Source organism: Bacteroides sp. AM23-12 (assembly GCF_003434395.1).
Lineage (GTDB): Bacteria > Bacteroidota > Bacteroidia > Bacteroidales > Bacteroidaceae > Bacteroides > Bacteroides thetaiotaomicron.
Map to the genome: position 1 here is coordinate 275768 of NZ_QTLF01000004.1, position 15663 is coordinate 291430.

General features: G+C 44.7%; 10 protein-coding genes. 2 read left to right on the forward strand and 8 right to left on the reverse strand.

All coding sequences use genetic code 11. From position 1 onward, the window contains the following. Positions 1-818 precede the first annotated feature (818 nt). Both DW640_RS06465 and DW640_RS06470 read left to right on the forward strand, forming a co-directional pair. Positions 819-1271, forward strand: coding sequence for a radical SAM-associated putative lipoprotein (locus DW640_RS06465; RefSeq protein ID WP_055229456.1), 453 nt, complete (start codon positions 819-821; stop codon positions 1269-1271). Beyond that, complete coding sequence (locus tag DW640_RS06470; RefSeq protein ID WP_008765031.1) at positions 1268-2368, forward strand: TIGR04133 family radical SAM/SPASM protein; 1101 nt, start codon at positions 1268-1270, stop codon at positions 2366-2368. Before DW640_RS06465 ends, DW640_RS06470 begins: the two co-directional genes overlap by 4 nt. A gap of 321 nt (positions 2369-2689) precedes the next feature. On the opposite strand, the gene DW640_RS06475 is transcribed toward DW640_RS06470, so the two are convergent. The 8 genes from DW640_RS06475 to DW640_RS06515 form a co-directional block, all read right to left on the reverse strand. Further along, on the reverse strand, positions 2690-4420 hold the full coding sequence (locus DW640_RS06475) for an ABC transporter ATP-binding protein (RefSeq protein WP_011107304.1): 1731 nt from the start codon (positions 4418-4420) through the stop codon (positions 2690-2692). After that, complete coding sequence (locus DW640_RS06480; protein ID WP_022471466.1) at positions 4417-6237, reverse strand: ABC transporter ATP-binding protein; 1821 nt, start codon at positions 6235-6237, stop codon at positions 4417-4419. The genes DW640_RS06475 and DW640_RS06480 overlap by 4 nt, the downstream gene beginning before the upstream one ends. Before the next feature lie 71 nt (positions 6238-6308). After that, positions 6309-6917, reverse strand: coding sequence for a TetR/AcrR family transcriptional regulator (locus tag DW640_RS06485; RefSeq protein WP_011107302.1), 609 nt, complete (start codon positions 6915-6917; stop codon positions 6309-6311). Positions 6918-7047: 130 nt separating this feature from the next. Continuing rightward, positions 7048-9351, reverse strand: coding sequence for a family 20 glycosylhydrolase (locus DW640_RS06490; RefSeq protein ID WP_011107301.1), 2304 nt, complete (start codon positions 9349-9351; stop codon positions 7048-7050). A gap of 178 nt (positions 9352-9529) precedes the next feature. Next, positions 9530-10099, reverse strand: coding sequence for a YdeI family protein (locus DW640_RS06495; protein ID WP_008765028.1), 570 nt, complete (start codon positions 10097-10099; stop codon positions 9530-9532). A gap of 280 nt (positions 10100-10379) precedes the next feature. After that, positions 10380-12719, reverse strand: a complete 2340-nt coding sequence (locus tag DW640_RS06505) for a TonB-dependent receptor (protein ID WP_008765027.1) — start codon at positions 12717-12719, stop codon at positions 10380-10382. 96 nt (positions 12720-12815) lie between these two features. Continuing rightward, positions 12816-13157, reverse strand: a complete 342-nt coding sequence (locus DW640_RS06510) for a hypothetical protein (RefSeq protein WP_011107300.1) — start codon at positions 13155-13157, stop codon at positions 12816-12818. A 121-nt stretch (positions 13158-13278) separates the two neighbouring features. Further along, a complete protein-coding gene (locus DW640_RS06515; RefSeq protein ID WP_008765025.1) occupies positions 13279-15606 on the reverse strand; it encodes a TonB-dependent receptor in 2328 nt (775 codons plus the stop codon). Positions 15607-15663: the final 57 nt, after the last annotated feature.

Consider the following 15663-nt stretch of genomic DNA (forward strand, 5'->3'; position numbering starts at 1 on the left):
GCCCCTTCTCTACCCTCGGAATTTTTATCGGATTCTAGGCAATCAGCGATTTATCAATATCGAAGTTTTATAGCAATTATGATATCACTCTGCACCTTCATCTTTCTCGTTCCGGTTCTCTAAGCGAACAATTTAGCCAATAGTCTTCCCTTCTGCTCTAACTATTTCGTTCAAGTCTATGAACGAAATAGAAAGGGAAAAGACAAAAAACAGTCTATTTCCACCTTCTTTTCAGGATACTGACGCTATTTGCAGGGTATAGTTACGCTATTCGCAGGCTATAGTTACACTATACGCACCGTATACTTACACTATATGCACCGTATACTTACTCTATATCTTGTCTAACCTTACTCTTCACGCTAATAAGCCCCGTGCTGAAGCACTCTGAGAGCCGGGCCGGGAGTAGAAGAACTCCTTTCAGAGAGCAGGGAATCGCTATTTGAGGTTATTCTACAACATACAACGACAGGAAATTACCTTAAATCAAATCAAAAAGAAAGAATATCACAGAAAGTATTGCACTTTTTGCTATTACACATACCTTTTCCCAATATATGCGAAAAGGGGAGAATATCAATTCGCACATCCTGTGGATAAATACCTGTCCCCATTTAATACGGTTTTGTTTAATTACCCACAAAAGAATCAAGATGTTTTCTCCTTTATCCCATAAGATTGTATTTCCTGATACCCCATTATACAATCATCCCCAATCTCTAAAATCATCTCATTCAAAAAATAAAACGAACAATAGAGAACAACCGATTCAAAGATTAATTATCTTTGTCCCAACAAGAACTAAACACGTTAATAACATGAGAAACAAATATCTACTAAGTCTGCTCGCCGCTTTAGGCTTTTCCGGATGTGGCAATAATAACGAAATCTGGGACGAACCTTGTTATTATGGTCCCGGTCCCGACTGGACTCCTGACATTATAATAAGCAGTCAAGTACAAAATGAAGAAAAAGAAAATATTAATGGTATTCGCGTAGTATCCAGTTATATGAATCAAGAAGATTCATTAATTACAGATACTGCCTATACCGAGTCACGTGAAATAGAGCATTATACGGTAGGCGGTATAGCAATCAATACATTTAAATTCGAAGAGTATCCTCCAAAAAAATCTGAAATGTACCTTGAGTATACAGATGTAGACGGCGAAAAGAATGGCGCATACCAGACAAAAAAGATTAGAATACAAGACCTTGGAAAAGAGGGAAAAGTCACTTTACTTAAAGAGGAGAAAAAAGAAGAAGAATGAAACGTATCATCCCCCTTACTCCCCGCCGATGGCTGGCTTTAGAAATATTTCGCCGGATGAAACACGAAAGAGTGGAAGAACATCCGCTCAGACAGCTTTTTTGGGAATGCACCTTACGATGTAATGTACGTTGCCGCCATTGTGGCAGTGACTGCAAGTCCTCTCCCGCTACTCCGGATATGCCTCTGCAGGATTTTCTAAAAGTACTGGACAGCATAGCAACACATACCAATCCGCACGATGTATTCGTCATTATCTCCGGTGGAGAGCCAACCGTACGTGAAGATTTGGAAACTTGCGGCAAAGAAATATCCCGACGGGGATACCCGTGGGGCATGGTATGCAACGGCCTGTGTCTCACACGCGAACGGCTTCACAACCTGATCCGCAGCGGTATGCGTAGTATATCCATCAGCCTTGACGGACTGAAGGATGTACACAACTGGATGCGACGACATCCCGAAAGTTTCGATTGTGCCGTAAATGCCATACGGGAAATCACAGCTATCCCTGAACTGACATTCGACGTCATTACCTGTGTCACCCGCCGTAGCCTGCCACAGTTGCCGGCTATGAAAGAGTTACTTATCAGTCTCGGAGTCAAACGATGGAGAGTATCTACCATCTTTCCGGTAGGACGAGCCGCCGAAGAACCGGAATTCCGTATGAACGGAGAAGAACTGAAACAAGTACTCGACTTCATCCGTGACACCCGAAAGGAAGGAATTATCCGTGCGAGTTACGGCTGCGAAGGTTTCCTGGGTAACTATGAAGGTGAAGTACGGAATACTCCTTTCTTCTGTAGTGCCGGAATATCAGTCGGCTCCGTTTTGATTGACGGTTCTATCAGTGCCTGTAGCAGCATCCGCTCCAACTACCATCAAGGAAATATCTATCAGGATGATTTTTGGGAAATATGGCAAACGAAATTCCAGCCTTATCGCGACCGTTCATGGATGAAAAAAGACGAGTGCGCCCGATGCAAATACTTCCGTTATTGTCAAGGCAATGGTATGCATTTGAGAGATAATGAAGGAAAACTACTGGTATGTCATCTGAACAGGTTGACAGGAAACTCTGCAAATGTTCCGGAATAAAAGATTCAGACCCACTATATATTGCTAGTAACCCGCCCAAGAATACCCATTTCAGGTGATTGCAGGAAATCGTCAAAGCCCCTATCTTTGCAATATCAGAATTGAATTAATTAGTCATAATTAAAAATTACGTAGCCACATTGAAAACATTGGAATCGGCCGAAGTGATTCTCCCGCATTCTCACATTTGGTTGTTAGTTTAAAAAAACCATATAATGTATTCAATATTACAGAATAAGTGTAAATAGCATAAATTCTAGTAAACAAAAGGCCCGGCTTGTGAAAGCCGGACCTTTTCGTTTTATCTCTGATGAGCCGTTTTTATAGTTTCCATCCCGATGTCTGTTCCTGTATATTCCAAAGTTTGGCGTACAGCCCCGGCCGGCTCAAAAGTTCATCATGAGTGCCTTGTTCCGCAATTCGTCCTTCTTCCAGCACAATAATCCGGTCGGCATTTCGGATCGTTTTGAGGCGGTGAGCGATAACGATTACCGTCCGTCCCGCAATCAAGGTATTGATAGCCTGCTGCACTTCTACTTCATTCTCCGGATCGAGAGAGGCAGTAGCCTCATCCAGCAGCACGACCGGAGCTTCTTTCAGCATGGCACGGGCAATGGAGATCCGTTGTTTTTCTCCTCCCGAAAGAGTGCAGCCACCTTCTCCTACCATCGTATCGTATCCTTTGGGCAGACGCATGATGAATTCGTGACAACAAGCCTTTTTCGCTGCCGCTACGATCTCTTCATCCGTAGCATCTGTCCTGCCGAAACGGATATTATTCTTCAGCGTATCCTGAAACAGATAGACATCCTGAAAAACCATGGAACAATGTTTCATTAATGACTCCGGCTCCAGTTCTTTCATATCCATTCCGTTAAAACGAACCGAGCCTTTACGCGGATCATAGAAGCGTGCGCAAAGTTTCAGCATCGTACTCTTTCCGCTTCCGGAAGGACCGACCAAAGCAGTGAGCGTCCCTTTTCTAAGAGTCACGGAAATATCATGCAGTATTTCCTTTTCCTGATAACCGAAAGATACATGATCAAAAGTAATATCTCCGCTTTCGGGCACATCACGATCTCCCTTCATTTCCGGTTCGTTCATCAACGTAAGGATACGTCCTCCTGCGATGGAGAAGTAGCGAAACTCGGCAAAGTTAGTCAAGGCAGATGTCAGCGGATCGAAAACACGGGAACCGACCACCAGAAACATGACAAACGTGAGCAGTGAAAGTTCGCCTCCTATCAACAGGTACGTACCGCAAAGTATCATGAATGTCAATCCGGCACGAATCAATGTGACCGAGAATAAGATAAATGGACCGAGAAGCGCCTCCTGCCGGATACAGGCACGACGGAGATCACTAAAAGCCATTTTCAGGCGTTCGAACTTGCCTCCCAGCAAATTATATGCTTTCATCACCCGTATGCCTTGCAGATATTCTTCCAAGCGGTTTCCGGCATTAATCTTGGCTTCAATCTGTCGCACACTCAGCTTACGCTGGGCGATATTGCTAAGCAACAGGACAGCAACCGCAAGCGGTAAAGCTACGAACATGGCCACCGCCATGCGCCAGTCAATCCAAAGCAAGCCAAGGAAGGCAAAAACCGGCATTACCAACGCTCCCATCAATTGGGGCAAGTGATGGGATATTCCCGTTTCCGCCATGGTAAAGTCAGTGATCAGCATGGAAGAAAGATCCCCCGGATCTCTGCGGGACAGGAATCCCAAGGATAATTTACGCAGATGCTCGGCTAAATTAATACGCCCTTCGGCACTCATCTCATAAGCACCGCGAAAGTTGGCACGATAGGCGGCGCGTTCGGCAAAAGCCATCACCACCATATACACGACCAATATAGCAAAAATCATCCAAAGACGATTCGTATCCAGCGGTGTACCACTACCGTCAAACGTACGGAAAATCACATTTATGGCTTCGATAGAAAGACAGAACGGAACGATATTCACCAGATTGGCAAGCATCGTGTAACCGACAGGTTTACGCAGACGTTCGGTATGTCCTACCGTAATATTCTTGATTGCATTCATTTTGTTTCCTCCTTTTTGATAGTTAATTGCCAACGGAATGCGCTGGTATAGGCATCCCACATTCTTTTATATACACCGTCCGTTTTGCTCAGCACTTCGTGACGTCCGCTTTGTACGAGCTTGCCTTCTTTCAGGACAAGTATCTGTTCGGCTGAAATGATGGACGAAAGTCTGTGAGCAATAATGATGACCGTTTTATTTTTGATAAGTTGCTGAATGGCTTGCTGCATCTTATATTCGTTCTCCGGATCGGCAAAAGCAGTCGCCTCGTCAAGCACCAGAATCGGAGCATTTTTAAGAATGGCTCTTGCCACACAAACCCGTTGGGACTCACCGCCGGACAAATACACTCCTTTGTCACCGATCCGCGTATGATAGCCGTCCGGCAGACTCTCTATAAAATCGTGACATTGAGCCGCACGGGCAGCTTCGATCACCTGTTCACGGGTAGCAGACGTATTACCGACCCGAATATTCTCATAGAGCGTATCAAAGAAGAGAAAGCTGTCCTGAAAAACAAAGGAAACGAGATTCATCAAATCCTCGGTCGCTATCTCTTTTATATTAATTCCGCCAATGCAGATCTCCCCTTCACTGACATCCCAAAAGCGCGGAATCAGGTTGGCTACCGTAGACTTTCCGGAACCTGACGGACCGACCAGCGCAGTAATCGCTCCCTGTGGCGCAGTAAAAGAGATGTCTTTCAGCGCTTCGGTACGGGTAGTCTCCGCCTTGTTTTCGTAGGCAAACGATACGTGACGAAACTCGATATCATAGGAAGCGGGCAAATGCGAAACCGCAGTTTCGGGAAGTACCTGTTCATCAAATATGCGGTCGATTCGTTTCACTCCCTCGTCAATCTCGTTCGTACTTGAACCGAGATACATCAGTTTATAGATAGGAGAAACCACGCCGGGCCCCATAATAATAAAGAAGAGATAAACTGCCGCCAGACCAATATTCTGCGTCTCTCTGCTCAGAAGCAACAGACCTACGGGCAAAATGAAGGTTATCAGCGAATTCAGCAATACAGTAAAAGCAATCATACCGGGCTGGTAGGTGTCGCAGACTCTTAAAGCATAACTCTTATAGGCCTCTATCTCACTATTAAACTGGCGGAACGAGCGCACACTCTGACCAAATATCTTCACCACGGGCATTCCTCTCACATACTGGACAGCTGAAGCACTCATACGCTCCTGCGTATCATAATAGATTTTCGTAAACTCTTTGGCTTTTTTCCCAAAGAAGTTCATAAACTGCAAACCGATACTACAAACGATGCAGACCACACAAATAGCCGCCATCCACCCGTTCAGGGAGAAGAAGATGATAAACATCAGCACAATGGTTGCCAGCACATTGACCAGATCGGGAATGGTATGCGCCACAAAATTCTCTATCTTCTCCACATTCTGTTCCATAGTCTTCTTGATCGCTCCGGTGGAAGTACCGTTCAGGTATCCCAGCGAAAGGCGTCCGATATGCCCGGACAGACGAATGCGCAACCCGTAGAGAATACGGAACGCCGCCACATGCGATGCCATCAATGCTCCATACAGTAAAAGCAGTCCTGCCACCAGACCGACAAATGCCACCCATCCCCAGTGTATAAGCACACTGCTATCCAACTCGCTTATCTTGCTGCCATGCAACAAAAGCTCTTTCAGCACTTCATATACCGACCAATAAGGCACCAGCATACACAAGGCACTGACCGCCGAAAGTACCCCGGCAAGCATCAGTAAGCCTTTCTTCTCACCTGCTATCTCAAACAAGCGACTCACACCACTTTTCTTTCTCTGTTTTTCTTTCATACCTTTTCATTTATATATATCTGATTTTTAAAAAAGAACATTCCTCTGAATCGTTCAAAAAAAGAAGGAGCTCATACATTCATGAGCTCCTTCCAACCTGCCGTTTCAAAGGCTATATATTCTGCTATAAATTTCTGCATTTCTTCTTTCTTCACGTGGTGCAGCACCAGTTCTTCGAGCAAGGCAAACAGCCATACCGTATTGAGATGAATAAAGAAATCGGTGATACCTATATTCAGGTGCGGGTACTTCTGCTTCATCCCCTGAAAAAAGACAAAGATAGTACGTGTCATCGCATCGGTATACTCCGAACGGAAGTTTTCCAGGGATGATCCCTGTGCCTGGAAAAGTAACATACGCAACCGGGCACGGTGTTCGGAAACCAAATCGATATATTCCTGCACGGATTCCTGCTGATAGTCCGAATTCGTAAAAACCTCTATGGACATCTGATTGGCATCATGACTATATATCTTGGCATACAAATCATTCAGCACAGGTTTCAGAATCGTGCGGAATATCTCATCCTTATTGGTGAAATAATGATAGATGTTGCTGACTGTAATCCCTGTTCGGGAAGCAATTTCGCGCATGGAAGCATCCTTATATCCTTTTTCGGAGAATACTTCTTCGGCTATGTGGAGGATTTTTTCCTGTATGTCTTCTTTCAAATATTGCATAGTGGCGTTTTATTCACTCTGCAAAGTTGAGAAGAACTTTTGATTTGGGAAATACCCATTTATAGGGATATTTCAACAAGAATTACCTCATCTATATTAATACCTAATAAAAAATCTTCAGGAGATCTGTTTATTCATGTTTCAGCCATTCTTTAGGAAGCACTTCTTTCTCACCCTTTTCATTGACTAATTCCATCTGCAAAACTCCGCCATTGCAATCGAAGTAGCGTACTTCTATCGGGTGCAGTCCGGCTTTCAAGGCCTTCTGTACTATAATCTCTACCGGTGAGTGTGCTCCGTCATTATCTCCCAGTAATTCGCCGTCCAGTTTCAGCGTACTGCCGTCGTCCGAAAGAAGAGCAAATGTATAGATGCCATCGGCAGGTACTTCCAGGTAACCCGTGATTATCAGGCCGATATCTCCTTTCACCTCTTCGGGGATAGAAACGGATTCTACGACATACTCACCATTCACGGGAGCCGCATCGATATCCGCACAAAGATTACCACGGAATTTATGCCATACGGCTTTCAGTCCGGAATTCAAAGAAGCCGGAGCAGCAGTTGCCTCCGCATAAGGAGCTTTGACGTATCGGGTACGTGCTACATCCGATGGAGTACCGTCGGGACGGAAAGTGCGGAAAGTAAAATCTGTCGTTTCCGTCACTTTCAGATTTCCTTCATAAAGAGTGGATTGCTTAGTCGGCATACTTCCGTCAGTAGTATAACGGACTTCAATGCCCGGCAACGGACAAGTCAGATCAACCGAAGCCTCATCAAGGAAAGCATTCACTTTGTAGAATCCTTCCAGATCGGGTACCCGGTAGTTCAATCCAAGGATATCCATCCGCTTGAAATGCGGAACAAGCTGACGATAGAACTCTTTCAGATCCGGTTTCGCCTCCGGCTGCACCCAGGCTATTTCACTCAACGCCACCATACGGGGAAGTATCAGATATTCGATACGTTTCATAGACGGAATCCATTCTGCCCAGAGATTAGCCTGCACGCCCCAGAAACATTCTTTCTGTTCGGGTGACAAGCGGTCGTCTGCATACGGATCGTATGCCAATATCTTCTTCACGGAGTTTTTATCCTGTGCATAATCAAAATAGAAATATTCATTCGGGCAGGCAATCACTCTTTGTCCTTGCGAAGTGGCCATAGGCACTGCCTCTTTCGACCAACTTCTCCACCAGGTAATAGCAGCATCCGAAGTCAGTCCGTCGGCAACAACTTCATCCCAGCCTATCAACTTCTTTCCATTGGCAAGGAAGAATTTCTCCATATCACGCACAAACCATGCCTGCAAATCTTCTACCGATTTAAGTCCTTCCGTGCGGATTCGCTTCTGGCAACGGGGGCACTTTTTCCAGTTATTTTTCTCGACTTCGTCACCCCCCATGTGTACATATTCATAAGGAAAGAGATCGAAAATCTCTTTAAAGACATCCTGACAGAATTCCAGCGTCGTATCCTTTCCCGGACAAATAGGAGAAGAGAATGTTTCTCCCCAGCCGATCAGTCCGTCACAAGCGAGATCCGGGTATTGGGTGATAGCAGCCAGGAAATGTCCCGGCATATCTATTTCCGGAATCACATCAATACCTCTCTGTGCAGCATAATCTACAATTTCTTTAATATCTTCGTGCGTATAGTAACCACCATACAGAGTATCTCCTTCTACAATCCGTATTTTGTTTTCCGGAATCAGGAAGTCGGTATTGTCCTCTTCTACCGCACGCTCCATACAACCACGGTCGTGCTTGTTAAATTTACGCCACGCTCCTTTTTCCGTCAGCAACGGATATTTCTCGATTTCGATCCGCCATCCCTGATCATCCGTCAGATGCCAGTGGAACTTATTCAGTTTATATAAGGACATCAGATCCAGCACATGTTTCACTTCATCTTTATTCCAGAAGTGACGGGAAGCATCCAGCATAAAACCACGCCATTCAAAGCGCGGCGAGTCCTCTATTTGCACGGCAGGAATGGAGAAAGTCTGTTTCGTTCCCTGCACTTCTATTCCGGCAGGCAGCAGTTGGTGGAGGCTGGCAATGGCGGAAACGATACCCGAATAATCTCCGGCTTCAACCTGAACAGACTTGGGGGTAGCCTGAAGTTTGTAAGAGCCGGGCTTTCCATTATCCTGCCCTAGCTGGAGATAGATATCCGCCTTATCGGCTTCGGTCACCTCTACAGAAGTAGACACCACATTCCGAAGAATATCCTGCAAATATCCGGCAGCCGGAAATAAGGACTGATCGGAAACGCCGATTTTCATTCCATCCTTTAAGACGAAAGCACCCGACTGTTCCGTCAGACTAACGGGGGTAGGTAAAATTGCAATCTCCTGCTTCACCGTAGGCGTGCAAGAGGACAAAATACATGCTGATGCAATCAGTAGAGAAGTACTTAGTTGTTTGAACATAAGGTTAACTGTTTAATAAGTTGATTACTTTGACTTTTATTGACTATCTATATATAATACAACTCAAACAGGCAAACTACTAAAAGGGAAAGAAAAGTTTTTAGTGATTTACTACTAATGATGCTCCATCGCTTCCATCAGACTATAAGGATATTCTTCCATAAAGATTCGGACAATCTCAATAATATTTCTCTATTCCGCCAAATCCGGTTATCATCTTATTCTCTTTCACTTTACAGATAAAGTTGTTTAATCGCTTTTCAAATTCTTCCGGTCGCTTCCTTGCTGCTTCAATGTATGCAATTCGGATACGCTTATATGCGTCGGAAAAATGCCGGTAGTTTCTCCATGCTATTTCATCTTCTTTCAATCTGTCCATTATGTCATTGGGAAAAATAAAAGGGTCAGATAAAACTGTGCGTATTTTATCTTCAAATTCAGGGTGTATCATTTTATTTGCCAATAACCATTTAAGTCTTTCTTTGTTGGCTTGCGAGTATGTACTTTTAGGTTTTCTAGGCGTGAAACGCTGAATTCTATGTTCTTTATCAAGCGGTTTTATCGTACTGTCAATCCATTCGAAACAAAGGGCTTCTTCAACAGCATCGTTGTATGCAATACTTTTTTCACCTGACGATTTAAGAGGAAATACAAACCAAATTTCGTCTTCGGTTTCAAAGTTGTCCATCAGCCACTTTCTCCAGTCTTCCCGATTTTCAAAATACTTTATTTTATTTTCTGTTGCCATAATAGGTCATTCAAACTAATTATTTTACTGCCTTTACATTCGTAATAATGAAGCATTTCGTCCATCTTCTTTTTATCATAATCCGTAATACAATCTGATAAGACTTTGAATCGCTTACTTACAATCGCCAAAAATACTAAAAATCGGTCAGGCAGACATGATTATCGTTGAAATCATCAATGCCAAATCTGTCGCTTATTTATAAAACATCCGGGAAGCAATCGTTTTATCACATTCCCGGATGCATAAAATGTTCTGAAAATAACAGACCGGTATCGTATCAATAACTAATCTTCACTCCGGCAAAGAAACTTCTCGGAAGCGAAGGACCGTAGATATAGTTGGAATCCCGGTTAGCTCCTCTGTCGAAGTCTTTCTGATATGCTTCAAAGATATTCTGAACACCTCCGCTAAGTTGTAAGTCTACCGTTTTATAGAGTTTGAAGTCATACGCTATCTTCACTCCCATATCGAAGAACCGGGGTGTACGGATGGCTTCCGCCTTTCGCTCGGGCATATCGCCCATTGCTACGTTTTCTGCGCTGATGTCCATACGCTGCACAAGCATACTGCCGGTATATGTACCCGAGAGAGCAATGGACAACGGTTTGACGGGAGTATAAGTAGCCGTAAAATAACCGTAGATATCGGGAGTACGGAAGATTTTTCTTTCTGCCGGCGCATCATCGTGCCATTTATGCGGTTCATCGTATCGGCTGCGCTGCAATGTCAGTCCTGCCTGTATTTGAAGCAAAGAAAGATAAGCAATCTTTCCTTCCAGAGTCAATCCCATTACTTTGGCTCCCGGACCATTGCTGCGTATTTTCACCAGCACACCGTCACCACGGTCAAAAGGCCCTCCTAACACGAACACATCAGTCAGCCTCGTATAAAATCCTTCTACTAACAGATTAGTCTGAAAAGCACCAAAGCGGTGATACATATCTGCGGATGCACTGAAGCTCTGCGATTTTTCCTCTTTCAAGTCCTTTGCACGCTCGATCATCGCCACTGTTCCACCTACATTTTCGATATGCATATCTTCGTCAAATGCCTGTGGGGCGCGGAAGCCGGAAGAATAGCTCAAACGCAGATTGATATTATCCGTAGGATTGAAACGCAGGTTGGCACGCGGGCTGAAAATAACATCATCCACCATATTGTGCTTATCCAGACGCCCGCCAATCAAAATTCCCCAATGTTTGTTTTTCCATTCGTTCTGTAGAAAAGCACTGTAAACCTTGACCGTCTGGTCCGTATGGCGGTCGTATCCCCACATATTATCTTTCAGCCGGTCACGGTTATATTCGAGTCCCGCTGTCAGGTCGGAAGGCATGAAAAGACATTTGTCGAATGTGTGCACATATTGCACACCGCCCATAGCGGTGAGGTCGGTCGTCTTTCCGTATGCTTTCAGAGGATCGTTGCCGGGACCATAATAACTGTCACGATCCGTATTGGCTGCCGAGGCAAAAACACTTAAACGATTCTTTTCATTCGGTGAGAAATAATCGTATTTCAGACTTCCGCCATCTATGGAGTGTTGTAACTGCTCGGCAATATGGGCTTCGTGAGGAGGACGATCCAGCATATCTCCACCACGGCGGAATTCCTGCATATGATGGTATTCAAACGTTAGTTTGGAGTAAGTACTCGTTTTCAGATAAGAACGGAAACCGACCGTCTGATTCTTCAGTTTCGGAAGTTCCGTAAATCCGTCTCCGTCATAATCATATCCCGACCGATGACGGTTCTGCCCGAAGATATACAATCCGGCACGATGATCGTCCGTTACAAGGGAAGCATTCAGCGAGGTGTTGTTATCGAATGCGGAACTGCCACCAATGGAAGTGATCGTATGCGATAACTGACCGGAATTTCGCAGAGGCTCCTTCGTAATGATATTGATCGTTCCCGCAATGGCCGAAGAGCCGAACAATGCCGATCCACCCCCGCGCATGACTTCTACACGTTCGATCATGCTGGCAGGAATCTGCTCCAGCCCGTATACCCCGGAAAGGGCACTGAACACGGGACGGGAGTCGATGAGTATCTGTGTATAGGGGCCGTCCAGCCCATTGATCCGGACTTGCTGAAACCCACAATTCTGACAGTTAGTCTCTACACGGACACCAGGCTGAAAATTCAAGCCCTGTGATAATGTAGAAGAATTAGTGGTTTCAAACAGTTTCAAATCTACTACATTGACCAGAGTCGGTGCCAGACGTCGGGTCGTTTCACTACGGTTGGCAGAGACGACTACTCCGTCCAGAGCAATCGCATCTTCTTCCAGTTCAAAGTTCTCTTCCAGCGTTTTACCTTTTTTCAAGGTCACACTACGGGTAACCGTCTTATACCCTACCGAGCTGACTTCCATCATAAAGTTTCCTTCCGGCAGATTCTTCAGGAAGTAGTGTCCGGTAGCGTCGGTGACGGTTCCTATAGTGGTTCCCTTTAATGCTATGGTAATATAAGGCAGATGCTCACTTGTCTTTTTATCCAATACATGACCAATTATATTCGCATCAGATTTTTTCAATTCCGGATACTCCGGATGTTCAGCCAATGCAGGCAACAAGGCACAACATAGGCTGACCAGGACTAAAAGATATTTTTTCATTGTCGTTAGTCTTTTAATGTTTTAAATCAAAAATAATAAGGATGGGAAGCAACAGCAGTTTCCAAAGAAGACCTGCCTGCTTCTACGTGATGCAGACTAAACGACAGGAGGCGCTCTGAGAGAAATGGCGCCCGGACAGGGACGACAATACCGCATACGCTGCGGAGAGGCGAGAAAAATACATAAAAGAGACAGGACAGAAGTCACAAACAAAGGTGTCAAACCATTATCTGTCACCAATGTATGGTCCAATATGTGAATCAGCTGAAACTCTACTGTCGTATGGCTATGTTCGCCACCTTTCTTAAAGGGATGTGAATGAACAATCGTAACCCCGTTTACCACATGGGAGTGAGTAAACAAAGTAATCCCTGCCATGTACGAAATAAACAGTACAGGCAAAAACCACTTCATTATATTCAGGTATATTTGTTTCATTCGTCAGTTTTTGTGCAGCGAAGATAAGGTTTATCTTCTGCGGCAAAGATAGGGATTGTCCGGTTCCGAAACAATCCCCATTTATAAGGATTTATAAGCTAAAAAGATTATTAAACCATTATTAATAGCTAATTTTCACTCCAGCAAAGAAACTTCTCGGCAGTGAAGGGCCATAAATATAGCCCGAATCACGGTCGGCTCCCTTATCAAAGTCATTCTGATAAGCATTGAAGATATTCTGTATTCCGGCATTCACCTGCAAGTTCATCGACTTATAGAGTTTGAAGTCGTATGCCGCCTTCAGAGCGATATCGAAGAAGTCTTCCGTATTGACCGTAATCGGTTTGTCGAGGAATCCGGGAACAGGTTCGTGAGGTATCAGCATCGAACCCGTATAGGTACCGGAAAGGGCGATAGACAACGGTTTGACCGGAGTATAAGTAGCTGTAAAATAGCCGTAAGTATTCGGGGTACGCATCATCTTCTTTACTGCCGGAGCTTCTTTGTTCCACACGTGCGGTTCGCTGTAATGGCTCTGCTGCAAAGTAGCCCCAGCCTGGATCTGGAATTTATTCAGATAAGCCATCTTTCCTTCCAGTGTCAGTCCCATCACACGTGCTCCGGGAGCATTATAGCGTGTACGTGTCAGAATTCCGTCTTTTACTTCGCCATCAGTCAATGCAAAGACATCCGACAATTTAGTATAGAACCCTTCCACCAAAAAGTTAATCTGGAATGCACCGAAACGGTGGTAAATATCTGCTGAAGCACTTAAGCTCTGTGATCTTTCCTCTTTCAGATCCTTTGCAAGCTCAACCATTGCCACATTTCCACCTACGTTCTCCACATGCAAATCTTCATCAAAAGCCTGCGGTGCACGGAAACCGGAAGAATAGCTCAAACGCAGGTTAATATTTTGGGTAGGATTGAAACGCAGGTTAGCACGCGGGCTGAATATAATATGATCAATCAGGTTATGCTTATCCAGACGACCGCCAAGCAAGAATCCCCAATGATCGTTCTTCCATTCATTTTGCAGGAAAGCGCTACCGATATTTACTTTTTGATCTACCGTGCGGTGATATCCCCACATATTGTCTTCCAGCTTATCCTGGTTGAATTCGATTCCGGCAGTCAGGTCCGAAGGCATAAAAATACATTTTCCGAAGCTGTAGACATATTGTGATCCTGCCATCCAGTTCAGGTCGGTAGTGTTTCCGTAAGCATTCAGATCCTGCCCGCCACCATAATAGCTGTCACGATTGATGTGTTGTGCGGATGCAAACACATTAAAACGGTGCTTCTCGTTTGGTGAGAAATAGTCATATTTCAATCCACCGCCATTGATGGAATGTTCTGTCTGTTCGGCCACATTCGCTTCATGAGGCGGACGGTTCAGTAAGTCTCCTCCCCTGCGGAATTCTTCCATATGATGATATTCGAAAGTCAGTTTTGAATAAGTAGTCGTTTTCAGGAAGGAACGGAAACCGATTGTCTGGCCATGTATTTTCGGTATTTCAGAATATCCGTCTCCATCATGGTCGTATGCCGAACGGTGGCGGTTCTGACCAAAGATATATAAACCGGCACGCTGATCGTCCGTTACAAGAGAGGCATTCAAAGCAGTATTATTATCGAAAGCGTCTCCATCTCCAATACCGGTAATGGTATGAGACAACATTCCTGAATTGCGAATCGGCTCTTTAGTAATAATATTGATTGTACCGGCAATGGCAGACGACCCGAACAAAGCTGAACCGCCTCCACGCATTACTTCCACACGCTCTATCATGCTGGCAGGAATCTGCTCAATGCCATATACACCCGAAAGTGCACTGAAAATCGGACGGGAATCAAGCAAGATTTGTGTATAAGGACCATCCAAACCGTTAATACGTACTTGCTGGAAACCACAATTCTGACAGTTGGATTCTACGCGTACTCCCGGCTGAAAGCTCAATCCCTGTGCCAGAGTAGTGGAGTTGGTCGTTTCAAACATTTTCATATCGACTACATTCACCAAAGTAGGCGCTAAACGACGGGTGGTCTCGTTACGATTGGCGGAAACAACTACGCCGTCCAAGGCAACCGCATCTTCTTCTATTTCAAAATCTTCTTCCAGCGTACGGCCTTTCTTCAGTGTTACATTGCGTCTTACGGTTTTATAACCTACTGAGCTGACTTCAAGCACGAAGTTACCTTCGGGGAGGTTCTTCAAAAAGTAGTGTCCGGTAGCATCGGTCACAGTACCGATCGTTGTACCTTTCAATGCCACAGTAATATAAGGCAGGTGTTCTTTGGTGTTTTTATCAAGGATATGACCTACGATGTTTGCATCCGATTTACGTAAATCCGGATATTCGGGATGCTCATGGAGAGCAGCTTGTCCTTCGAGGGCAGGCAACAATGCACAGCACAAGCAGACAAGCGAAAAGATGTATTTCTTCATTTTTCGTTTGTTATTCGTTTTCGTTAAGTGATGATGTGAACAAACAGATGAGGACTT